Here is a 23,282-nt window from a genome sequence, read left to right on the forward strand (position 1 = left end):
ATAATGTCTGTAAGATTAAATCTTGACTTCTACAGCTAATTGTTATTACATATTCTTAAGAATCGACGGTGATAACATAATGCTTAGCTCTTTTAGAGCTTTATCTTCTACATAGCTTGGAGCGTTCATTAGTAAATCTTCAGCTTGCTGATTTAAAGGAAATGCAATTATTTCTCTTATATTAGTTGCTTCTGCGAGTAGCATAACGATTCTGTCAATACCGGGAGCTATTCCGCCATGTGGTGGAGCACCAAACTTAAATGCTCTAATCATACCGCCAAATCTCTTATCAACTTCCTCCTCACTATAACCTGCTATGGAAAATGCTTTATACATAATTTCCGGCTTATGGTTTCTAATAGCACCGCTGGAAAGCTCAATACCGTTACAAACAATATCATATTGATAGGCGTTAATTTCTAATAACTCTGCAGTAGTTTTAGCTTGCTCTAAAGCTTCTAAGCCGCCTTGTGGCATAGAAAATGGATTATGGCTAAAATCAATTTTTCCTGTGTCTTCATTTAATTCATAGAATGGAAAATTGGTAATCCAGCAGAATTTAAAGCAGTCTTTTTCGAGTAAATCAAGCTCTTCGCCAAGTCTTATTCTAACCTTGCCTGCAAGCTTTGCAGCTTTTTCTTTTTTATCGCTAGCAAAAAATACGACATCACCGTTACTAATACTAGCTGTAGCTTTTAGACTCTCTAATTGCTGCGGGCTTAAGAATTTTGCTACCGGTCCTTTTGCTTCACCGGTTTCACTAAACTGAATATAACCAAGTCCACTTGCTCCTTCGGATATTGCAAACTCTATCATTTTATCGAAGAAGCTACGAGGCAGTGCAGCTGCCTTAGGAGCAGGAATTGCACGAACAATACTACCTTTTTTGATATTCTCTCTGAAAATCGTAAAATCGGAATCTCTAAATATCTCAGTTACATCAACAATTATAATAGGATTTCGTAAATCAGGCTTATCAGAACCATATTTTAGCATAGATTCATTATATGGAATACGAACAAAAGGAGTCTCTGATACTTTTTCAGCCGTGAATTTAGTGAATAAATCATACATCACAGGCTCAATAGTACTAAATATGTCTTCCTGTGTAACAAACGACATTTCTACATCTAGCTGATAAAACTCGCCAGGTGATCTATCGGCTCTTGCATCTTCATCCCGAAAACAAGGAGCAATTTGGAAATAACGATCAAAGCCTGATACCATCAATAACTGCTTGAATTGCTGAGGTGCTTGCGGTAACGCATAGAACTTACCCGGATGCATTCTACTCGGTACTAAGAAATCTCTAGCACCTTCAGGTGAACTTGCCGTTAAAATCGGTGTTTGAAATTCGGTAAAACCTCTTGCCGTCATCAAATGACGAATATGAGAAATAATTTGTGAGCGGAGTATTATATTATTATGCAATTTCTCACGTCTAAGATCTAAAAAGCGATGTTTAAGCCTCGTCTCTTCTGGAGCATCTTTTTCAGTATTAATAACAAAAGGTAGAGTATCTGCAGCTGATTCAACAATAAATTCACCTGCTAAGACCTCAATATGACCTGTCGGAAGCGCATCATTAATAGTATCATTTGATCTTGCTACAACTGTACCCCTTACCGTAATTACCGACTCATAACGCAAACGACTTACATCTTCCATAAGCTGCTGGTTTTGATCGGTAAACACGATTTGAGTTATACCATAATGATCGCGTAAATCTATGAAAACTAGATTACCGTGATCTCTTCTTCTATGTACCCAACCGGATAATTTAACTTCTTTCCCAACATCGGATATTTGTAATTCGTTACAATTATGAGTTCTATATTTATGCATTTTCTACGTATATTTCTTTCCTTTATACATATACATAAAATTACAGAGTTTCGCAAATAAAAACTAAAGTTTTATCTTGCCAAAATTTTATCTTGATATTGCAGCAGCTTTTGGCTTTGATGGGAGTTGCTGATGATTTTGTTGCTCCGGTTTTACTTGATTTAACTCACCTTTAATCCATTCATATATTGCTTTCTTAGGGTTTTTAATTATCTCTGCAACATTTTCTACTAGATTTATTATTCCTCTAACTAACGATAATACATCTTTTGCTATTTCACCTATAGAATTATTACCTGCTTGTAGTTTTTCTTGGTCTTTATTGGACAAATTACTACGTATGTTATTCATTCTTGATTTAAGCTCATCCTGTTCTAGCTCTTCTTTTGTAAAATGTGACTTAAGTTTTCTATCAACAATTTTTTGTTCTTCCGGAGTTAAATTTTTGTATTGATCAACAAGCTTATTAACTTTTTCTTGTTCTTCCGGTAGTTTTGAAATATTTTCAGCAATATTTGGCATTTGTTTCCCTTATAAAGTTAAAACATATTAATTTTGCCCATTATATATATTTTTTAACTTTATACAAGAAAAACTTTAATAGAAATTAACCTTTGAACGCAGCCTTAATACCTAGAAAGTCTAAAAAATTTCGTAATTCTTGACGTGCAAGTACGTGTGAGCTATTAAACGCTCTATCATATTTTGCAGTTTTTAGATCAAGTAATGTTAGACCTTGTAAAAATAACTCCCTATATATTACACGTTCACTAAATCCTTCTGCGAGTTTAAAGTTAATTCTTTTAGCAAGTTTAGCTAATACATTCCCTACGCGTCTTTTATTTAATGCATCAAGATTACTTAAACGATTACGCAGTATTACCCAATCTATACTAATTCTATCACGACTAGCACGCTCCATTTTCTGTTCCCAAATCATTTGACTATATATTGATGGGCTAATAATTTCATCTTTGCTGTCGACTTTTGCTATTACGTCTAAATCTAGAAAGCTGTCATTAATCGGTGTAATAATTGTATCGGCGTAAGAATGAGCAACTCTTGATAAAGGAGTATGACTGCCTGGGGTATCAATCACTATATAATCGGCATCCTGATTATTTGCAAGTACTTCCTTAAAACTCTTTGCTTGTTCTTCCGCATCGCTTTCCGATATATGAAAATGTTTCGGTACTAATACCGGTTTATCAAGATTTTGCTGATTATATAAATCTCGATTTTTTAAATAGCTGGTTAAAGAACCTTGACGTGAGTCGGTATCAATACTTACTACCGAATAATTTTGATAAAGCAGAGCTATTATTAAGTGCATGCAACAGGTAGTTTTACCTGCCCCGCCTTTTTCATTACCTATAACAAATATATAAGGTTTATTTATTGTGTTCATAATTATATTCAGAATAAACAAATAGCAAATAGATGACTTTTCGTCTGAGCTACGGAAAAACTGTAAGTTTTGTACGTACGCAATCTCAGGAGTTTGTTATTATTGCATGAGATTGCTACGCAGCCTATGGCTGCGTAGCTCATGACGACTCGGTTTCTACGCAACAAAGCGACTCTAGAATAACGTTAAATATATTCTTTAATGAATTTCTCAAGTAGCCTCACGCCATACCCCACTGCCCCTTTCGGACCGAGTGCTGAAGCTTTATTACTATTTGCAACACCTGCTATATCTAAATGAGCCCAATCTACTCCATCTTTAATGAAACGTTTAATGAAATGTGCAGCCGTGCAGCTTCCGGCAGCTCCCGGTACGTTCCCTATATTTGCCATATCAGCAATATCGGAGTTAATCATTGCATCGTACTCATCATGAAGCGGCATTCTCCAAAGTTTTTCATTAACTTCTTCCCCTACTTTTATTAACTTATCAGCTAGCTCATCATTATTGGAAAAACAACCGGCATATGTACTACCGAGTGCTACAGTTATTGCTCCTGTTAGAGTTGCAACGTCAATCACGCATTTAGGCTTAAATTTTTCTTGTGCATACCAAACTGCATCAGCAAGTACTAAACGCCCTTCTGCGTCGGTATTTAAAACTTCGGCAGTTTGCCCTGACATAGTAGTTACTACATCCCCTGGACGCTGTGCATTACCGGACGGCATATTTTCAACAAGCCCTACAACACCGACTATATTTACAGGTAATTTTTGACCGGCAACCGCAATCATAGCACCCACGACTGCTGCAGAGCCTCCCATATCGTATCTCATTAAATGCATATTACTTGACGGCTTTAAGGAAATACCGCCTGTATCAAAAATCACTCCTTTACCAACCAAAGCAATAGTCGGAACGTCTTTACTGCCGCCTTTATATTCCATTACTACTAATTTTGACTCGTTTTGTGAACCTTGACCGACCCCAAGTAATGCACCCATACCAAGATTTTTCATCTCACGTTCACCGATAACGTCAACATCTACTCCGAACGGTTCAAGTATATCAACTATTCTTTCAGCATAAACTTGCGGAGTTTTAATATTTGACGGTTCATTACATATATCCCTTGTAAAAAATACTGCCTCAGCAATTAATTTTTTGACTTCAAATAATTTTGCCACTTCAGTACTATTATCGGTAAAAATCTCAATTGACTCTACTGCAAACTTGTCTGCTTCTTTTAAGGTAGTTCTATATTGATCAAATCTGTAAGAAGCAAGAAACGCCCCACTAGCAACTAAAGATGCGAATGTTTGAGATGTAAACCTGCTAATGCTATTTGTAAGTTTTAAGCCGATAGTAGAAATTTTAGCACAAATAGCATGTTGTAAGATTTTACCACCTAACTCTTCAATTTTTGCTTCAGTTAATTTTTCTTCATTCCCAAGACCTGCTATTATCAAATATCTAACCTCGCCTGATTTAATGACAGACGGAATAACTTTAATCTGTCCATATTTACCGGTAAATTGCAGTTTATTCTGAATAGTTTTAGAAATTAATCCGTGATGTTGTTGATCGAGCCCTATTAAATTACTATCAAGCTTTAACTGTTCATCAATAAAAACTACTAGACCCTGATTAGTAGATGATTCTTCGTTCACAAAATTTATGTTAAGCATACTCATTCCTTATATTACTTTTGACTTTGGATAATTCTATTTATCTTGATAAAACTTTGCAAGTATTATAATTGATTTAAAACAAAATCTCATCAAATAGCATTTGACAAATGTTAATGTTTTTTATATTTTGCTGACGGATTAGTTAAATTTAAGTAATAACATGCCAGTATATGACATCACTTCTCATTTAATTAAGCAGAAGTATACTATGATTAAAACATCATGTGAGCTAAACCAAGATATGGATGAGATTTATAGCCTCACCCCTCATCCATTACGATATACTTGCCTTAACTATTTAAAGTTATTATCTCTACCTATATCGCTAGCATTTTATGTAACAAAGCTTTGTTTTACGGCTGATCCTGTATGGACATGGATAGGGATTAATATTTTGTATAAGAAGATGGATCAAGCAATAGCCAAAAAAATATTACACGGCTTACCTGACGAAATAGAAGCAGATCAAAATATACCTAAAATTGTCGAGTATGTATTTAAAAAATATGAAGAAAACCCTACATTAGCACCTCTTGTTGAACCTACATTTATACAAAAATTTTTAGCAGAGACCGGTAAATATATTCCTGCTTTTTCTAAAATAGTAAAGTTTTGGAATGAAGGAGGAATTAATTATTCTGATGAAATACAAACAAAACGAGAATTAATTGGCGTTATTTATAAACAAATTGTTTCTAAAGCTTATGAAGTAGGTAAAAAAGGAGAAAAGCTTGAAATAACGGATTTGAAAGAACTTTTCCCAGAGATAAATTTTGAAGAAAAAATCAATATTGAATCAGAAAATCTTGAAATAGATAAGGTAGAAGTAAGCAATGAAGAGCTTTCAATTTCTGAATTGCCTGTTAGACATCTTTCTAAACCAGCTTATAGAGAGGAATTTAAAGGAGATACGGAATGCAGCACCGCAGCGTATATAGACATATGTGAGGATGCAAGTCTAGGCTCGACATCTAAATCACCTCTAGAAGTGCAGTTTGGAAAGATTGATCAAAAACACGAAGAAGCTACGATTACTACTAATGCAAATAATGGTATTAACCCATTAGTAAACTTACTCATGTTAAAAGCTTTACATGATGGAATTTGTCAAGAGGCACCGAAAACTTATATTGAACATTGTTTAGCAGAAATTCAGATATCTAAAAATCAAGAAATACTTAAAAACTTCCGATATGAAGATTCTTTAGCAAGATTACAATTATACGGTAATTATAATTATGATAACAATAATACGTATATCTTTGAACAACCAGTATCTTATTTAGGTCAAACTTACGAGCATTTAACAGCACCGATCGCTTGTTATTAAAGAATAATTCCTACAAAATAAGAAAAAGCCTATAAAAAACTTAGTTTTTATAGGCTTTTTTTTGTCAATAATGCGTAGTAAGGTTATTTGGTCGTGCCTCCGTATTGCAGTTTAGAGTAAATAGTCTATAATCCTCAAACAGTAATAAGAGAGAATTATAGTTAAGGAGTTATGGCAAAAATAGATGTTAAGTGTAGATATTGTAACAACACAGAAGAAGTAATAAAGTCAGGATATTCAATTTCAAAACAACAGAGATATCAATGCAAGCGGTGTAATCGATATTTTCAATTGGAGTATATTAATAATGCATCTAAGCCTGGAGTTAAGGAGCAAATAGTAGAAATGTCAATCAACGGCTCTGGAGTTAGAGATACAGTAAGAGTATTAAAAGTGGGTATCAATACAGTTATCCGTGTTTTAAAAAAATCTAGTATTAAAAAACAATAAATCATTCTATCAGTACAACAGAAGTAATTATTGCTCCTGAGATAGATGAACAATGGTCTTATGTACAGAATAAATCCATACAACGATGGCTTTGGTATGCCTTGGATAAGATTTCGTTAAAAGTAGTTGCTTATACGTTTGGTACAAGATGTGATAGCACATTAGAATCATTACTGAAAAAACTAGAGAATTTCAAGGTGACTTTTTACTATACAGATGGATGGGGGAGTTATGCTAGGTTATTAGACCCTAAAAAGCATATTATCAGTAAAAAATACACTCAACGGATAGAACGAAGTAACTTGAACCTTAGAACGAGATGCAAGAGGCTTGCACGTAAGACAATCTGCTTTTCCAAGTCATTGGATATTCATGATAAGGTTATTGGTACTCTTATTGAACGTATAGCTTTTTAATAGGCGTAACTGCAATATGGAGGCATGACCGGTTATTTTTCTGGATTCCCACTTCTAGCTAGGAAAGTATTGCTCGTGTGTATACCGATGTCATTCCTGCGAAAGCAGGGATCTATATTAAAAAATCTTTAAAATTAAAGATTTTTTATTACATAGTTTTTTTAAAGTGAAGCTTTTAAAAAAAGCTTTACTTTATTGGATTCCCGCCTACGTGGGAATGACATGAAACGAAAAATGTCCGGTACTATAGGCTTGACCACGAGATGCCAGTGGTGAAATCGAGCCATGCAACAACGCTTAGGTCGTTCGCAATGACGACTTTCAGTATCCACGCAATAACGCCTTACAAGAATCAAGTATATTTATACATTCTCTTCATCAAGCTTTACAGCTGCTTTACGCATTTTATCCATAAAGTAACCAGTTCCGGCAGGTACTAATCGTCCAACTATCACGTTTTCTTTTAGCCCTCGTAGCTTATCTATTTTACCGGCAATAGCTGCTTCAGTTAAAACTCTAGTAGTCTCTTGGAATGATGCCGCAGAGATAAACGATCTAGTTTGCAGAGAAGCTTTAGTAATACCTTGTAATATTAATTGTGCTTCAGCAGGTTTTAAGCCGTTTTTAATAGCTTTTTCATTTATCTCCTCGAATTCATGTCTATCTATTTTTTCCCCTGCTAATAAGGTAGTGCCACCTGAATCCGTGATTTCTACTTTTTGTAACATCTGACGAATAATAACTTCTATGTGCTTATCATCAATCTTTACACCTTGTAGACGATAAACGGCTTGCACCTCTTTAACAATATAATTTGCAAGAACCTCTACACCCATTACTTTTAAAATATCTTGAAGTACTGGATTACCGTCAATCAATAAATCGCCTTTTTTAACAAAGTCACCTTCGTTAACTACAACATGCTTGCCTTTAGGTACCATATACTCAATAGACATTGTTTCATCAATCGGATGTATAATAATACGTCTCTTAGATTTATAGTCTTTACCGAATTCTACTCTACCGTCAACCTCGGCAATAACTGCGTGATCTTTAGGACGTCTTGCTTCTACAAGCTCGGCAACTCTCGGTAAACCACCGGTAATATCTTTAGTAGTGGTTGATTCTTTCGGTATACGTGCAATAATATCACCTACAGATATTTGTACTCCGTCTTCTACGCTTAGAACTGCTCCAACCGGCAAGTAATATCTAGCTTCTAAACCGTTTGATAAAGCTATAACTTCACCTTTAGCATCTAAAAGCTGTATACGCGGACGTAATTCTGCACCGCGTGAATATTGCTTTGATTCAATAATAACTTTACTCGGTATTCCAGTAGCCTCGTCAGTTACGTCACGAATAGAAATACCCTCAACCATATCTTTGAATAAAACTTTACCTGATTTCTCCGTGATAATCGGTATAGTATAAGGATCCCACTCCGCTAGTTTTTGAGTTTTAATAACCATATCACCGTCATCAACAAGTAATCTAGCACCGTATGGAATTTTATGACGAGCCTTTTCATTACCGTTATTATCAAGTAATAATAATTCACAATTTCGGCTCATAACAATTTTACGTTCTTCGGAATTAATAACAACGTTACGACTTATAATTTTTACTTTTGCGTCATAGGAAGCTTCTACAGAAGAAACTTCAGCACCTTTTGTTGCCGCTCCTCCGATATGGAAAGTTCTCATTGTAAGCTGCGTACCCGGTTCACCGATAGATTGAGCAGCAATAACCCCGATTGCCTCACCCTCCGACACCAACGTACCGGTAGCAAGATCCCTACCGTAACATATGCTACATATACCGGTAGTACTTTCACAGGTTAATACAGATTTTATCATAATTCTGTCGAGTCCAGCCGACTCAATCTGCTCTAACTTTGCTTCATTAATAAGCTCGCCTTTATTGAGAATTAGATCATTAGTTACAGGATGAAATATATCGATAGCAGCAGTACGGCCTAAAATCTTTTCAGCTAAAGGTACTATAACTTCTCCCCCTTCAATAACACTCTTAACTTCAATCCTTTTATCAGTTCCACAATCTTTTTCGGTAATAATACAATCTTGTGCAACGTCTACTAATTTTCTTGTTAAGTAACCTGAGCTTGCTGTTTTTAAAGCCGTATCTATTTGCCCTTTACGCATTCCGTTAGCAGAATTAAAACACTCAAATTCAGTTAATCCTTCCTTAAAGTTAGAGATAATAGGAGTTTGTATAATTTGACCGTTTGATTTGGTCATTAAACCTCGCATACCGCCTAGCTGCTTAATTTGCTGGAAAGAACCTCTTGCTCCGGAGATAGCCATCATATATATAGCATTTATTTTTTGATGATTCGGATCATCACTAATCGGCGGCGTAGCAATCTCTTTCATCATGTCGTTTGCTACTCTATCGGTACATCTTGACCAAGCATCAACTACTTTATTGTATTTCTCTCCATAAGTAATTAAACCGTTTGAATATTGTTGTTCAAATTCTTTTATTTCAAGCTGAGTTTCATTGATATGAGTACTCTTAGATTCCGGTACTACCATATCGTCCATTCCAAAAGAAATACCTGAAGAACAAGCATATTTAAAACCTAGTTTCATTAGCTGATCGGCGAAAATTACCGTAGCTTTTTGACCGCAGTGACGATAAACTAAATCTATAACTAATGATATGTCTTTTTTAGTTAGTTGTTTATTAATAAACTTGAATTCTATATTAGGGTTAGAAGGCAATAATTCACCGACCATTAACCTACCGTAAGTAGTATCAATGATAACAGGGACCATTTTACCTTCGGCATTTAGCTGATTTCTACGATATTTTATCTTTGTATGAATAGTTATAAATTTATTATATAAAGCATGTTCCATCTCAGCTAAATCTGAGAACATCATCCCTTCGCCTACTTCATTATCAAATGCAAGGGTTAGATAATATAAACCAAGTACTATATCTTTATCCGGTACGATAATAGGACGTCCGTTTGCAGGGCTTAAGATATTATTTGTAGACATCATAAATACCCTAGCTTCAAGCTGTGCTTCAATCGATAACGGAATATGTACCGCCATCTGATCACCGTCAAAATCTGCATTAAACGCAGCACAAACAAGCGGATGAAGCTGAATTGCTTTACCTTCGATTAATAGCGGTTCAAATGCTTGAATACCTAATCTATGCAATGTCGGAGCTCTATTAAGTAAAACCGGATGCTCTCTTATGACTTCTTCAAGCACATCCCAAACTTCAGGTTTTTCAGCTTCCACCATTCTTTTTGCAGCTTTAATAGTCGTAGCAATACCGTACAACTCAAGCTTAGAATAAATAAACGGCTTAAATAGCTCCAATGCCATTTTTTTAGGTAAACCGCACTGATGAAGCTTAAGCTCAGGTCCGACCACGATAACCGAACGTCCTGAATAGTCAACCCTTTTACCAAGTAGGTTCTGACGGAAACGGCCTTGCTTACCTTTAAGCATGTCACTTAATGACTTAAATGGACGCTTATTAGCATTTTTCGCTGCTCTACCTCGACGACCGTTATCAAATAACGCATCTACCGCTTCTTGTAACATTCTTTTTTCGTTCCTGACTATTATATCAGGAGCTTTTGACTCTATTAGTTTCTTTAAACGATTATTTCTATTAATTACTCTTCTATAAAGTTCATTTAAGTCCGAAGTAGCAAATCTTCCGCCGTCAAGCATAACAAGCGGTCTAATTTCAGGAGGAATAACCGGCAAAACATCCATAATCATCCATTCCGGCTTGTTTTCCGACTCTAAAAAATCCTCTACTAATTTTAAACGCTTTACTAATTTTTTCTTTTTGGCTTCTGAGGAAGTGGTTTGTAATTCCTCGTATAATTCTTGCTTTAACTTTGAAAAATTAAGCTCTTTAAGCATTTGTTGTATTACTTCTGCACCTATAGAGGCAGTAAATGCATCTTCGCCGTACTTATCTTTTGCTTTCTGTAATTCTTCCTCTGTTAAGAGTTCGCCTTTTTGTAAAATCGATAACCCCGGGTCAACTACTACATAATTTTCAAAATAAAGAATCTTTTCTACATCTCGCATTGTCATATCAAGAAGCGTACTAATTCTTGAAGGTAGTGACTTTAAAAACCAAATATGAGCAACAGGGGCTGCAAGTTCAATATGCCCCATTCTTTCACGTCTTACTCTAGAAACCGTAACTTCAACGCCGCATTTCTCACATGTGATACCACGATTTTTTATCCGCTTATATTTACCGCAGAAACATTCGTAATCTTTTACTGGACCAAAAATTCTTGCACAAAATAAACCATCTTTCTCAGGTTTAAAGGTTCGATAGTTAATTGTTTCAGGTTTTGTTACTTCACCGAAAGACCACGAACGTACTTGATCAGGACTTGCTATATTAATCCTTATTTGATCAAATTGTTGAGTATTACTTAATTGTCCGTAAAAATTTACTACGCTCATAAATACTTTTCCTTAAAAATTACATCGTATACTTCTTTATATGTCATTCCCGCCTGGCATTGTTCCTTGGATACTACCTCGTCATTGCGAGGAAATTACAAAGTAATTGACGAAGCAATCTCAGGGGTTTGTTATTATTTCATGAGATTGCCACGCAACCTACGGCTGCTCGCAATGACGAGGTAGTATTCACAGAAGAACTAGCTCGAAGTTACTTCAAGCTTTACGTTAAGACATAAAGATCTAAATTCTTTTATCATGACATTAAATGATTCAGGAATGCCTGATTCAAAATTATTTTCACCACGTACTATAGAATCGTAAGTTTTGATCCTACCGTTTACGTCATCCGACTTAACCGTTAACATTTCTTGTAACGTATAAGCCGCACCGTAAGCTTGTAATGCCCAGCATTCCATTTCTCCGAAACGCTGTCCACCGAAATGAGACTTACCTCCAAGCGGTTGCTGAGTTACTAAGCTATAAGGCCCTATAGAACGAGAGTGAATTTTATTATCGACTAAGTGATGCAGCTTCAGCAAATATTTCTGTCCAACGGTCACTAGACGGTCAAAATATTCACCGGTCCTACCGTCAATTAATTTTACTTGTCCTGAAGGATCTTGACCGGCAAGTTTTAACATATCTTTAACGTCCTGAACTTTTGCTCCGTCAAATACAGGAGTTGCAAAATGTACGCCTTTACTTACTTTGTTACAGAAAGAGATAATCTCCTCTTCCGATCTTTCAAGTATATAATTAATATTCTCTCCGTATAGCTCAAGTAAGAATTTCTTAATCTGCTCAATACCTATATGTTTATTTTTATATTCCTTTACTAAGGTAGATATTTTTTTTGCTAAATTTATTGATGCCCACCCAAGATGCGTCTCTAAAATCTGCCCTATATTCATACGAGACGGAAGACCTAGAGGGTTAAGAACGATATCTACCACAGTTCCATCTTCTAAAAACGGCATATCTTCTTCAGGTACGATACGTGAAATCACACCTTTATTTCCGTGCCTTCCTGCCATCTTATCCCCAGGCTGTAATTTATGCTTAGTTGCGATAAATACTTTTACTACTTTTAAAGCTCCCTGAGGTAAATCATCACCGCTTTGCAATTTCTCTACCTTAGTAGCAAATCTTTTATCGAGGACATCTTTTTTCTCATCATAATGAACTTTAATTTGCTCTATTTCATTCATTACATTTGCATCTTCCACGGTAAGCTGCCAAAATTGCCCTTTAGATAAGCTTTTTAGCGTTTCACTAGTAATTGTTTGTCCTGCTTTTACTTGCTTAGGACCGTTAACAATCACCTGCCCTATTAAAAGCTTTTCGAGCCAACTAAACACAAAATGCTCAATAATTTCTAACTCATCGTCTCTGTCTTTTGCTAATTTTTCAATTTGTTGTTTTTCAATAGCAATAGCTCGCTGGTCTTTTTCTACACCCCTACGAGAAAATACCCTTACTTCTACTACGGTTCCGCTAACTCCGGAAGGTACATGCAGAGATGAATCTTTTACATCAAAAGCTTTTTCCCCAAAAATAGCACGTAGTAGCTTCTCTTCAGGAGTAATAGGCGATTCACTTTTCGGCGTTACTTTTCCGACTAAAATATCACCGGCTTTTACTTCTGCACCTACATAAATTATTCCGACTTCATCAAGATGACGCAACGCTTCTTCGCTTACATTCGGTATATCACGGGTAATTTCTTCAGGACCAAGGCGTGTATCTCTAGCTATTACTTCAAATTCTTCAATATGAATAGATGTAAATACATCCTCTTTTACTATACGTTCAGATATTAAAATTGAATCTTCAAAATTATAACCGTTCCAAGGTAAGAAAGCCACAAGCACGTTTCTACCTAAAGCAATTTCACCGTTATCCGTACTAGGACCGTCAGCTATAATATCGTTTTTCTTAACGTAATGACCGACCTTAACTAAAGGCTTTTGATTTATACAAGTATTATGATTGGATTTTTGGAATTTTAATAAATTATAAATATCAACAGAAGGAGAACCGTCAATTTTTTGTTCTAGAGTTCTAATCACTATTCTATTTGAATCTACCTGCTCAACAATACCGTCATGTAATGCAAGTACTGATGCTCCGGAATCTTTAGCTACTACCCCTTCAACTCCGGTACCTACAAAAGGTGCATCTGTTTTAATTAAAGGAACGGCTTGTCTTTGCATGTTTGAGCCCATCAAAGCACGGTTAGCATCATCGTTTTCTAAGAAAGGTATAAGAGAAGCTGCAACCGATACTACCTGCATAGGAGTCACATCAATAAAATCTACCTCTTGCGGTTCTACCATTACAAAATTACCGCCTTCAACACGGCAATTAATAAACTCTCCTTGTAACTTTCCGTCTTTATCAACTTTAGAATTTGCTTGTCCAATTTTGTATTTACCTTCTTCAATAGCAGAAAGATATACCACGTCATCAGTTACATGCCCATCTTTAACTCTTCTATACGGACTCTCTATAAAACCGTGTTTATTTATCCTGGCATAAGTAGCCATAGAGTTAATTAACCCGATATTCTGACCTTCAGGTGTTTCAATAGGACAAATACGACCGTAATGAGTCGGATGTACGTCACGCACCTCAAAACCTGCTCGATCTCGACTAAGACCTCCGGGACCGAGTGCCGACAGCCTTCTTTTATGAGTTATTTCTGATAATGGATTTGTTTGATCCATAAATTGGGATAATTGGGAGGTACTAAAAAAATCTTTTACGACTGAAACTAAAATCTTGGAATTTACTAAATCGTGAGGCATTACGGTATCAACATCACCTGCCGACATCCTTTCAATTACAGATTTTTCCATTCGGACTAAACCTATTCTAAACTGATTTTCTATCAATTCACCTACTGATCTAACCCTTCTATTACCTAAATGATCAATATCGTCTATGATACCTTTACCGTCTTTAAGCTCTACTAAAACTCTTACGATATTTTTAATATCATCAATTGTTAGAACCGTAACTTCTTCAGAAATATTCAGCTCTAACCTAGAATTCATTTTTATTCGTCCGACTTCTGAAAGACCATATCTTTCTGCATCAAAGAATAAATTATAAAACAGGTTTTCAGCCGCTTCTATATTAGCAGGTTCACCGGGTCTTAAAACTCTGAAAATATCACATAATGCTGCCTCACGGTCCTGATTCTTATCAGCAAATAAGGTATTTCTTATATATGGACCAGATTGAGGATTGATTACTAATACATTAACATTTTTAATTTTAAGATCATTAATAACATTTAGCATATCGCTAGTTATCATTTCACCGATTTTTGCTAATACTTCATAGCTTGCAGGGTCCCTTAAATCTTCGGATAAATATTTGCCTATTAAAGTTTCATGAGCTACTAAAATATTATTAAGCCCTTCCCCAAAATATTTTTTAGCTAAACGCGGAGTAATTTTTTGCCCTGCTTTCAGTAAAACATTTCCAGTATCTGCATCTACTAAATCACTTGTTAAACGATGGGCAGTAATATGCTGAGGTATAAATTTAACCGCCCAACCTTTATTTTTAACAAGCTTATAAGTTACTGAATTATAATAAAATTGTATAATTTCTTCAGTGCTCATACCTATAGCTCTAAGCAAAGTAGTAGCATAAAGCTTTCTTTTTCTATCAATTCTAAAATAAATAACATCCTTAGCGTCGAATTCTAAATCAAGCCAAGACCCTCTATATGGAATAACACGAGCAGAATATAAAAGCTTGCCGGAAGAGTGGACTTTTCCTTCATCATGATAAAAGAATACGCCAGGTGAGCGATGCATTTGCGATACAACTACCCTTTCTGTACCGTTAATGATAAAAGTACCATTTTTAGTCATTAATGGGATATCACCCATATATACTTCTTGCTCTTTAATCCCTTTAATTTCTCTAGTACCGGTATCCTCATCTATATCCCAAATACTTAACCTTAAAGTAACTTTAAGAGGAGCGGCATAACTTAAACTTCTTTGACTACACTCTTCTACATCATATTTTGGAGTATCGAATTCATATTTTACAAATTCTAAATTAGCAATATTGGAGGAATCTGAAATAGGAAAAATTGAGTTTAATATAGATTGTAAACCTTTATTTTTTCTTTCAGAATCTTTAATATTTAACTGTAGAAAGTTTTTTTCATATGAATTTTTTTGAATTTCAATCAAATTCGGTATATCTGCTACTAAATTTATATGACCGAAATTTTTTCTTATTCTTCTATTATGTGACAAGGGTTGTGCTTCTATATTATCCCTTAATGAAACCATATAATCTCCTGACTGATAAAATTACTGCCCGTATTGAAGTGATTAGGTCCTATACATTTTTAATAGAATAATCATAATTATGGCTCTTTTTAGCTGTAAATCATAAGTTTTTTTGAAATAGTAATAACCCTATCCTCTCAAAAATCTTATTAATTTTTGATTAAAAATATATCCTAATTATAATCATTAATCAAAAGTGTTCAAAACCTAGGACCTGTATATAAAATTTAAATTATTTATATTTTAAACAGTAAAATTTTTATTGGAATAGCTACCTATTTCAATAAAATGCTTATAATTTACAGTAAAATAAAATATACTGTTTTAAATTTTTTTACATAAAACTTAAATTAAAGAAACCTAGTAAGTTTCCTATTTAGATCTTGTGTAGGCTCTGCGAACATTTTCAAAAAGATTGGATTTTGGTTATTTGTTTATTACAAAAAATTATAAGATTTTTTTAAATTAGGTACTATTCCTTCAAAAATCTCATTAATTTTCATTAAAAATCAATTATAAATGTTCGCAGAACCTAGAAAATTTCAATAATTTAAATTTCTAGACGTATGGTACGTTAACAAAATTATTTTAATTAATAAGATTTTCAATGTAATAGTTTTAACCTATTTCAAAAAAAATAACTTACATTAGCTTTAAAATAATTTTTAAACAAAAAAGCCTTATTCAAATTTAATTACTAAAATAAGGCTTTTTTAGATTTTAAGAAGTTAATTTAAAGCTATAAAATATTTCATCATGTGATACAAAAAATATTAGGTCCTGTAAAAAAATAAATCTATATTTAGTTGTTTTTGGTTGAAAACCACAAGATTTTTTTTGGAATAAAGATAACTGTTCCAACAAGAATCTTATTAATTTTTACTTAAAAATATCTAAAAATACGAATAATTTAATTTTTCTTTACAGAACTTAGTACAGAAGTAATTATTTTAATTCAACTTTTGCTCCTGCAGCTTCTAACTTACCTTTGATTTCTTCAGCTTCTGCTTTTTTCACATTGCTTTTAATCGGCTTTGGAGCTTCATCAACTAATTTCTTAGCTTCAATTAAACCAAGGCCTGTGATATCTTTCACAACTTTAATTACTTCAACTTTCTTGTCACCGGCAGCTGTTAAAACTATTTCAAACTCAGTTTTTTCAGCAGCTGCTTCAGCCGCAGGAGCTGCTGCACCGGCAGCCGCTACAGCTACAGGCGCTGCTGCAGACACGCCCCATTTTTCTTCTAGCATTTTCACAAGCTCAGCTGCTTGCATTAATGTTAATGATGATAATTGTTCTTCAATTTTAGCTAAATCTGCCATAATTTTTTCCTTTTTACTTTTTTTTATATTGAGAGATTACTGCATCAGGTATTTCAAAGTTAATTAAATTCTTTTTTGCTACAAATTATAAGATTTTTTTAAAATAAGAACAATTTCCTATAAAAAAATCTTATTAGTTTCCACTATAAAAGCTCTTTAATTATCAATTAAAATCCCTAGTGCAGTAACCTTTAAGTTAATTTTTACTAGCATGCGCTTGTATTACTCTCGCCATACTCGAAGATGGGGCTTGTAAAACACCTACAACCTTAGTAGCCGGCGCTTGTAATAACCCAACAATTTTACCTCTAAGCTCATTAAGTGAAGGTAGCTTAGAAAGTTCTTTTATTAAATGTTCATCTAATACGTGATTATCGGTTATTCCACCAATAATCTTAAGATTATCATTAGCCTTAGCAAAATTAACTACTAATTTTGCCATCTCAACCGGTTCTTTAGAATAAACAATAGCAGTAGGACCTGCAAATAAATTAGCAATACTATCAAGCCCTGTTTGATTTGCAGCTATTTTTGCTAAAGTATTTTTAACTACTTTAAAACCTGCTTCTTTAGATTTAAGTGATTCTCTAAGTGAACTCACTTGACTAACGGTTAACCCATGATAATGGGTAATAATTACGGAGGGCGATTCTTTATAAATATTTACAATATCCTCTACTTCTACCGGTTTTTCTGATCTTAACACCTTTTAATTCTCCTTTTATAACACAGTTTAATATATTTAAACTGATACAAATGCTTAAAATAACAAAACTTTTTTATTATTACTATACTACCGTTAAACGGCTATAAAAATTATGCTATGCTAGTTAAATCTATTTGTACCGATGCTCCCATAGTAGAAGATAAATACATTGCTTTTAAATAACTTCCTTTTAATCCGACAGGTTTCGCTTTAATTACTGCCTCAATAAACGCATTCAAATTTTTTAATAAATCTTGGTCTGAAAAAGATAATTTTCCAAGCCCTGCATGAATTATACCTGCTTTCTCTGCTCTATATTCTACTTGACCGCTTTTAGCATTTTTAATAGCATTTTTAATATCTAAAGTTACGGTACCAAGTTTAGGGTTAGGCATTAAACCTTTTGGTCCTAAAATTCTTGCAACTGAACCTATAACTGCCATCATATCGGGAGTGGCTATACATACATCGAAATTAATTTTCCCTGCTTTAATTTCATCAATAATATTTGTTGGACCTACTAAATCTGCCCCGGCACTTTTAGCTTCTTCTTCTCTTTCTTCTTTACAAATAACGGCAACTCTTACGGTTTTACCTGTACCAGCAGGTAAATTAACTACACCACGTACCATTTGATCGGAATGCCTAGGGTCAATTCCAAGCTTCATAACGATTTCTAGGGTTGGATCAAATTTAACATATGATGCTGACTTTAATCGTTCAACTGCATTTGTTAAATTATATAAAGCATCTGATTTTACTTTTTCTCTAGCTTCTCTTATTTTTTTACCGCCGCTGATTCTTACAGCAACACCTTGCTTATTTGACATAATAATTAATTCCCTACCACTTCAAGTCCCATAGATGCAGCACTACCACAAATGATTTTTGTTGCTGCTTCAATATCTTTTGTATTTAAATCAGGCATTTTTAACTTTGCAATTTCACGACAATCATCCATAGTAACTTTACTTACTACGGCTTCTTTCTTAGTAGCACTAGAACCTTTAGTAATTTTAGCATATTTCTTTAAAAAATAAGAGGCAGGAGGAGTTTTTATTTTAAAAGAAAAACTACTATCTTCATAAACAGTAATTAAAGTCGGTAAGGGTACGCCTTTTTCCGTATTTTTTGTACTATTATTAAATTCATCACAAAATGTTTTAATATTAACTTTTCTTTGCCCAAGAGCCGGTCCTATAGGCGGAGCAGGAGTGGCCCCGCCTGCCGGAATTATCAAGTTAATATAACCTTTTATTGCTTTCTGAGACATTTATAAATATCCTTATTTTTCTCTTAAATTAATAGTGTATAAACTTGTCATTCCTGCGAAAGCAGGAATCTAAAATAAAATATATCTTAAAAAAAACAGGTGTTTTGTAAGCTGTGCTGGATTCCTGCTTTCGCAGGAATGACATTAGCGATCTTTATTAGGCTAATAGTAACAATATACTGATTAGTATAAAAATCTAACTACCTTTAATCATTTTTCTTTACTTGGTTAAAATTTAGTTCTATTGGAGTTGCTTTACCAAATATTGATACTGAAACTTTTAACCTATTTTTTTCTTGATCTATTTCTTCTACCGTACCGGTGAAAGTTTCAAAAGGACCGTCTGTAACAGTCACTATTTCACCAACTTCATACAATTTAGAATTCTTTGCTTCTTTAGCTTCTGCTTCCAAATTATTAAAAATATTCTGTATTTCGCTTTCCGTAAGAGCTTTTGGCGTGGTCTTGCTTCCTAAAAAGCCAGTTACTCCTGGTATATTTTTTACTAAATACCAAGATTTATCAGTCATATTCATCTTTATCAAGATATAACTCGGCATTAGTTTTTTTTCTATCTTGACATTTTTACCACGTTTAACTTCAGAAACTCCAAAAACAGGTATTAATATATCTTCAAAAAAATCCGTCATTTTCTGTTTAGCGATTCTTCTAAGCATATCTTCTTTAATGCGTTTCTCTGCTCCTGATGCCGTATGTACTACATACCACTGCTTTACATTTTTTTCAGAAGAAGGCAATATATTATCTATACTCTGTTCTGTCACAATTTATTCCTTATACTATTTGCCGATATTAAGCAAAAGCTGCATTATGTTATGTATACTATAATCAAGTACCAAACAAATTAGGCTAAAAATAAAAACTGCTACTACCACTACTAATGTTGAAGCAACAAGCTCTTTTCTAGTTGGCCAAACTACCTTATAAGTTTCTTGTTTAACTTGTTCAAAAAACTTATAAATTTTATATTCTTTAAACATATTTTTGTTAGGTAATTTATTAGACTTCTTGCAAAATTCTACTTCTAGAGGTAATTGAGACAATGATCCAGCGCTGAAATTCTCACATACTAGCATGTACGCGGCGATTCGAGGAAGTATCTCTTTCAAATTTTCTCTATAAGCAAATTTTGTAAAAATTCTATATTTTATAGCAAAAAAGCTCTAAACCTATAATGGCAGGAGCGACAGGCATCGAACCCGCAACCTCCGGTTTTGGAGACCGGCGCTCTACCAATTGAGCTACACTCCTATCATATTTTTAATAAAAAATCAATAAATTTATTAAAAATATTTGTTACTATTAAAAAATTACTATAATAATCGGTACTTCTAATTTATAAGCTGTCACAGTAAAACGACATTTACCTTTGCAAGACATGACAGTAATTATATCTAATTAGATCCATCAATTATTTTTTAGCTTTAATAATATCAGCTACCTGACTCGGCACTTGATCATAATGAGAAAATATCATACTAAACTGAGCTCTACCTTGAGATAAAGACCTAAGCGTATTAACATAACCAAACATTTCCGCTAACGGAACATTCACAGTAACTACTTGAGCATTCCCTCTTGGATCCATGCTTTGAATTTGCCCTCTACGGCTATTTAAATCACCTATAATATCACCCATATATTCATCAGGAGTGATAACTTCAACCTTCATAATAGGCTCAAGTAATTTAGGATTACCTTTCGGCATCCCTTCTCTAAAGGCTGCCTTTGCAGCAATTTCAAACGCAAGTACACTAGAATCTACATCATGAAACGCACCGTCAACTAAAGTTGCTTTAAAATCAATCATAGGATAACCGGCAATAACACCGGTTTCTCTAATATTATTTAAACCTTTTTCAACGCCCGGTATATATTCTTTAGGTACGGCGCCGCCGATGATTTTACTTTCAAAGACAAAAGTTTTATTTTTATCTTCATCTTTTAGATCTTTTACCTCTTTTAGAGGCTCAAAAATAATTTTTACACGAGCAAATTGTCCTGCACCGCCGGATTGTTTCTTATGGGTATAATCGATTTCGCAAGCTTTTGTTACAGTTTCACGATATGCTACTTGAGGAGCTCCAATATTTGCTTCAACCTTAAACTCTCTTCTCATACGGTCAATGATAATTTCTAAATGGAGTTCTCCCATTCCTTTTATCACTGTTTGTCCTGTTTCATGATCCGTTGAGACTCTAAATGATGGATCTTCAGCTGCTAAACGAGAAAGTGCAAGACCCATTTTTTCTTGATCGGCTGTTGATTTAGGTTCTACCGCAAGCTCAATTACCGGCTCCGGAAACTCCATTCTTTCTAAGATTACTTGCTTATCCATATCGGATAACGTATCACCCGTAGTAGTATCTTTAAGCCCTGCTAAAGCTACTATATCGCCTGCTGATGCTTCTTTTACGTCTTCACGATTATTAGCATGCATTAATAGCATTCTACCGATTTTTTCTCTTTTATTCTTTACGGTATTAATAACAGTGGTTCCTGAAGCAATTTTACCTGAATATATTCTAATAAAAGTTAATGAACCGACAAACGGGTCATTCATAATTTTAAATGCTAAAGCTGCAAAAGGCTCAGTTACCGAAATGGGGAAATCTTTTTCTTCACCAGTACTTACTTCCATACCTTTTACTATACCTATATCAATAGGCGAAGGTAGGAAATCTACTACAGCATCAAGTAAAGGCTGTACTCCTTTATTTTTAAAAGCACTACCACATAAAACCGGATAAAATGCTGCTGAAATAGTTCCTTTTCTGATTAATCTTTTAATCTCTTCTTCTGTTACTTCTTCACTTGATAAATATTTTTCCATGATCGCGTCATCTAACTCAACAACCATATCAAGTAATTTAGCACGATATTCTTCGGCCTTGTCTTTCATATCGGCAGGTATATCTTCTTCAAAATACTCAGCTCCAAGTGATTCATCTTTCCAAATCACTGCTTTCATTTTAACAAGATCAATTATACCTTTAAAATTTTCTTCAATCCCTACAGGCAACTGAATAACAAGCGGTTTTGCTCCTAAACGATCTTTGATCATTTCAACGCATCTATAAAAATCTGCTCCCATTCTGTCCATTTTATTGACAAAGCACATTCTAGGAACATTATATTTATCTGCTTGTCTCCAAACCGTTTCAGACTGAGGTTCAACACCTGCTACGCCGTCAAATACTGCAACCGCACCGTCAAGAACACGAAGCGAACGCTCTACTTCGATAGTAAAATCAACGTGCCCGGGAGTATCGATAATATTAATTATCTTATCTTGCCATCTACAAGTAGTAGCAGCTGAGGTAATGGTTATACCGCGTTCTTGCTCCTGCTCCATCCAGTCCATGGTGGCACCGCCCTCATGAACTTCACCTATTTTATGCGATTTACCAGTATAATATAAAATACGTTCGGTAGTTGTGGTTTTGCCGGCATCAATGTGAGCACATATCCCGATATTACGAATATGCTCAAGTTTATTTATTTTACTCATTATATACCCTACCTTATTTCATTTTTTTAGGGCTAAAATGAGAGAAAGCTTTATTAGCTTCAGCCATTTTATGAGTATCTTCTTTCTTCTTAATGGCGACGCCTCTATTATTAGAAGCTTCAAACAGCTCTTCGGCAAGTTTATCAATCATCATTTTTTCAGAACGTTTTGACGCAGCATTAATAATCCAACGGCTAGCAAGAGCATATCCTCTTCTTTCATCAACATGCGTCGGAACTTGATAATTAGCTCCTCCAACCCTAACCGAAGTTACTTCTAAATACGGCTTCACGTTATGCATAGCATTATTAAAGGTTTGATAAGGGTCGACTCTATGCTTCTTTTCAATTTTATTAAAGGCTGAATAAACAATTTTCTCTGCAAGGACTTTCTTCCCTTCTTTCATAATATTATTGATAAATCTTGACAGTAAAATACTGTTATATTTCATATCAGGTAAAATTACTCGCTTTTCGGCGGCGTGACGACGTGACATCTTATTTTT

The 23,282-nt window shown here is 34.4% G+C and carries 16 protein-coding genes and 1 tRNA gene; 2 read left to right on the top strand and 15 right to left on the bottom strand.

Translation table 11 applies throughout. The annotated features are described in order from the left end of the window. Window positions 1-45: 45 nt before the first annotated feature. The 4 genes from aspS to AC0ODJ_RS00165 all read right to left on the bottom strand — a co-directional run bounded on the left by aspS (window position 46) and on the right by AC0ODJ_RS00165 (window position 4,941). Complete coding sequence (gene aspS / locus AC0ODJ_RS00150) at window positions 46-1,845, bottom strand: aspartate--tRNA ligase (protein WP_474464339.1); 1,800 nt, start codon at window positions 1,843-1,845, stop codon at window positions 46-48. Between the two features lie 87 nt (window positions 1,846-1,932). Beyond that, on the bottom strand, window positions 1,933-2,367 hold the full coding sequence (locus AC0ODJ_RS00155) for a DUF3106 domain-containing protein (protein WP_218460392.1): 435 nt from the start codon (window positions 2,365-2,367) through the stop codon (window positions 1,933-1,935). Between the two features lie 85 nt (window positions 2,368-2,452). Next, window positions 2,453-3,253 carry a division plane positioning ATPase MipZ gene (locus tag AC0ODJ_RS00160; protein WP_218460393.1) on the bottom strand — a complete coding sequence of 267 codons (801 nt, stop codon included), beginning with the start codon at window positions 3,251-3,253 and terminating at the stop codon, window positions 2,453-2,455. A gap of 185 nt (window positions 3,254-3,438) precedes the next feature. Beyond that, window positions 3,439-4,941, bottom strand: coding sequence for a leucyl aminopeptidase (locus AC0ODJ_RS00165; protein WP_218460394.1), 1,503 nt, complete (start codon window positions 4,939-4,941; stop codon window positions 3,439-3,441). Between the two features lie 163 nt (window positions 4,942-5,104). On the opposite strand from AC0ODJ_RS00165, the gene AC0ODJ_RS00170 reads away from it, so the two are divergent. After that, a complete protein-coding gene (locus tag AC0ODJ_RS00170; protein ID WP_218460395.1) occupies window positions 5,105-6,274 on the top strand; it encodes a palindromic element RPE1 domain-containing protein in 1,170 nt (389 codons plus the stop codon). Between the two features lie 171 nt (window positions 6,275-6,445). After that, a protein-coding gene (locus AC0ODJ_RS00175) for an IS1 family transposase (protein ID WP_474464353.1) occupies window positions 6,446-7,140 on the top strand; the annotation gives its coding sequence in 2 pieces (ribosomal slippage) (window positions 6,446-6,719 and window positions 6,719-7,140; 696 coding nt in all). A 362-nt stretch (window positions 7,141-7,502) separates the two neighbouring features. Here the strand turns inward: AC0ODJ_RS00175 and rpoC are convergent. The 11 genes from rpoC to rpsG all read right to left on the bottom strand — a co-directional run bounded on the left by rpoC (window position 7,503) and on the right by rpsG (window position 23,273). Continuing rightward, window positions 7,503-11,621: a DNA-directed RNA polymerase subunit beta' gene (gene rpoC, locus AC0ODJ_RS00180; RefSeq protein ID WP_474464357.1), complete on the bottom strand. Its 4,119-nt coding sequence runs from the start codon at window positions 11,619-11,621 to the stop codon at window positions 7,503-7,505. Window positions 11,622-11,821: 200 nt separating this feature from the next. Beyond that, window positions 11,822-15,943, bottom strand: coding sequence for a DNA-directed RNA polymerase subunit beta (rpoB, locus tag AC0ODJ_RS00185; protein WP_218459906.1), 4,122 nt, complete (start codon window positions 15,941-15,943; stop codon window positions 11,822-11,824). A gap of 945 nt (window positions 15,944-16,888) precedes the next feature. Beyond that, complete coding sequence (gene rplL, locus AC0ODJ_RS00190) at window positions 16,889-17,266, bottom strand: 50S ribosomal protein L7/L12 (RefSeq protein ID WP_218459909.1); 378 nt, start codon at window positions 17,264-17,266, stop codon at window positions 16,889-16,891. 196 nt (window positions 17,267-17,462) lie between these two features. Next, on the bottom strand, window positions 17,463-17,972 hold the full coding sequence (gene rplJ / locus AC0ODJ_RS00195; protein WP_218459910.1) for a 50S ribosomal protein L10: 510 nt from the start codon (window positions 17,970-17,972) through the stop codon (window positions 17,463-17,465). A 110-nt stretch (window positions 17,973-18,082) separates the two neighbouring features. Then, on the bottom strand, window positions 18,083-18,802 hold the full coding sequence (rplA, locus tag AC0ODJ_RS00200) for a 50S ribosomal protein L1 (RefSeq protein ID WP_218459911.1): 720 nt from the start codon (window positions 18,800-18,802) through the stop codon (window positions 18,083-18,085). A gap of 5 nt (window positions 18,803-18,807) precedes the next feature. Beyond that, complete coding sequence (gene rplK, locus AC0ODJ_RS00205) at window positions 18,808-19,245, bottom strand: 50S ribosomal protein L11 (protein ID WP_218459912.1); 438 nt, start codon at window positions 19,243-19,245, stop codon at window positions 18,808-18,810. A 206-nt stretch (window positions 19,246-19,451) separates the two neighbouring features. Next, window positions 19,452-20,030, bottom strand: a complete 579-nt coding sequence (nusG, locus tag AC0ODJ_RS00210) for a transcription termination/antitermination protein NusG (RefSeq protein ID WP_218459914.1) — start codon at window positions 20,028-20,030, stop codon at window positions 19,452-19,454. A 15-nt stretch (window positions 20,031-20,045) separates the two neighbouring features. Next, complete coding sequence (gene secE, locus AC0ODJ_RS00215) at window positions 20,046-20,246, bottom strand: preprotein translocase subunit SecE (RefSeq protein WP_004996644.1); 201 nt, start codon at window positions 20,244-20,246, stop codon at window positions 20,046-20,048. A 195-nt stretch (window positions 20,247-20,441) separates the two neighbouring features. Next, window positions 20,442-20,517, bottom strand: a tRNA-Trp gene (locus AC0ODJ_RS00220). Between the two features lie 160 nt (window positions 20,518-20,677). Then, window positions 20,678-22,777 carry an elongation factor G gene (gene fusA / locus AC0ODJ_RS00225; protein WP_218459915.1) on the bottom strand — a complete coding sequence of 700 codons (2,100 nt, stop codon included), beginning with the start codon at window positions 22,775-22,777 and terminating at the stop codon, window positions 20,678-20,680. 13 nt (window positions 22,778-22,790) lie between these two features. Continuing rightward, window positions 22,791-23,273: a 30S ribosomal protein S7 gene (gene rpsG / locus AC0ODJ_RS00230; RefSeq protein WP_218459916.1), complete on the bottom strand. Its 483-nt coding sequence runs from the start codon at window positions 23,271-23,273 to the stop codon at window positions 22,791-22,793. Between the last annotated feature and the right edge of the window lie 9 nt (window positions 23,274-23,282).

It is taken from the genome of Rickettsia senegalensis, from assembly GCF_056135685.1.

What these genes read in the sequence shown, in the direction of transcription:
- aspS (WP_474464339.1), bottom strand. Translation starts at nt 1,845, where the DNA reads ATGCATAAATATAGAACTCATAATTGTAACGAATTACAAATATCCGAT.
- AC0ODJ_RS00155 (WP_218460392.1), bottom strand. Translation starts at nt 2,367, where the DNA reads ATGCCAAATATTGCTGAAAATATTTCAAAACTACCGGAAGAACAAGAA.
- AC0ODJ_RS00160 (WP_218460393.1), bottom strand. Translation starts at nt 3,253, where the DNA reads ATGAACACAATAAATAAACCTTATATATTTGTTATAGGTAATGAAAAA.
- AC0ODJ_RS00165 (WP_218460394.1), bottom strand. Translation starts at nt 4,941, where the DNA reads ATGCTTAACATAAATTTTGTGAACGAAGAATCATCTACTAATCAGGGT.
- AC0ODJ_RS00170 (WP_218460395.1), top strand. Translation starts at nt 5,105, where the DNA reads ATGCCAGTATATGACATCACTTCTCATTTAATTAAGCAGAAGTATACT.
- rpoC (WP_474464357.1), bottom strand. Translation starts at nt 11,621, where the DNA reads ATGAGCGTAGTAAATTTTTACGGACAATTAAGTAATACTCAACAATTT.
- rpoB (WP_218459906.1), bottom strand. Translation starts at nt 15,943, where the DNA reads ATGGTTTCATTAAGGGATAATATAGAAGCACAACCCTTGTCACATAAT.
- rplL (WP_218459909.1), bottom strand. Translation starts at nt 17,266, where the DNA reads ATGGCAGATTTAGCTAAAATTGAAGAACAATTATCATCATTAACATTA.
- rplA (WP_218459911.1), bottom strand. Translation starts at nt 18,802, where the DNA reads ATGTCAAATAAGCAAGGTGTTGCTGTAAGAATCAGCGGCGGTAAAAAA.
- rplK (WP_218459912.1), bottom strand. Translation starts at nt 19,245, where the DNA reads ATGTCTCAGAAAGCAATAAAAGGTTATATTAACTTGATAATTCCGGCA.
- secE (WP_004996644.1), bottom strand. Translation starts at nt 20,246, where the DNA reads ATGTTTAAAGAATATAAAATTTATAAGTTTTTTGAACAAGTTAAACAA.
- fusA (WP_218459915.1), bottom strand. Translation starts at nt 22,777, where the DNA reads ATGAGTAAAATAAATAAACTTGAGCATATTCGTAATATCGGGATATGT.
- rpsG (WP_218459916.1), bottom strand. Translation starts at nt 23,273, where the DNA reads ATGTCACGTCGTCACGCCGCCGAAAAGCGAGTAATTTTACCTGATATG.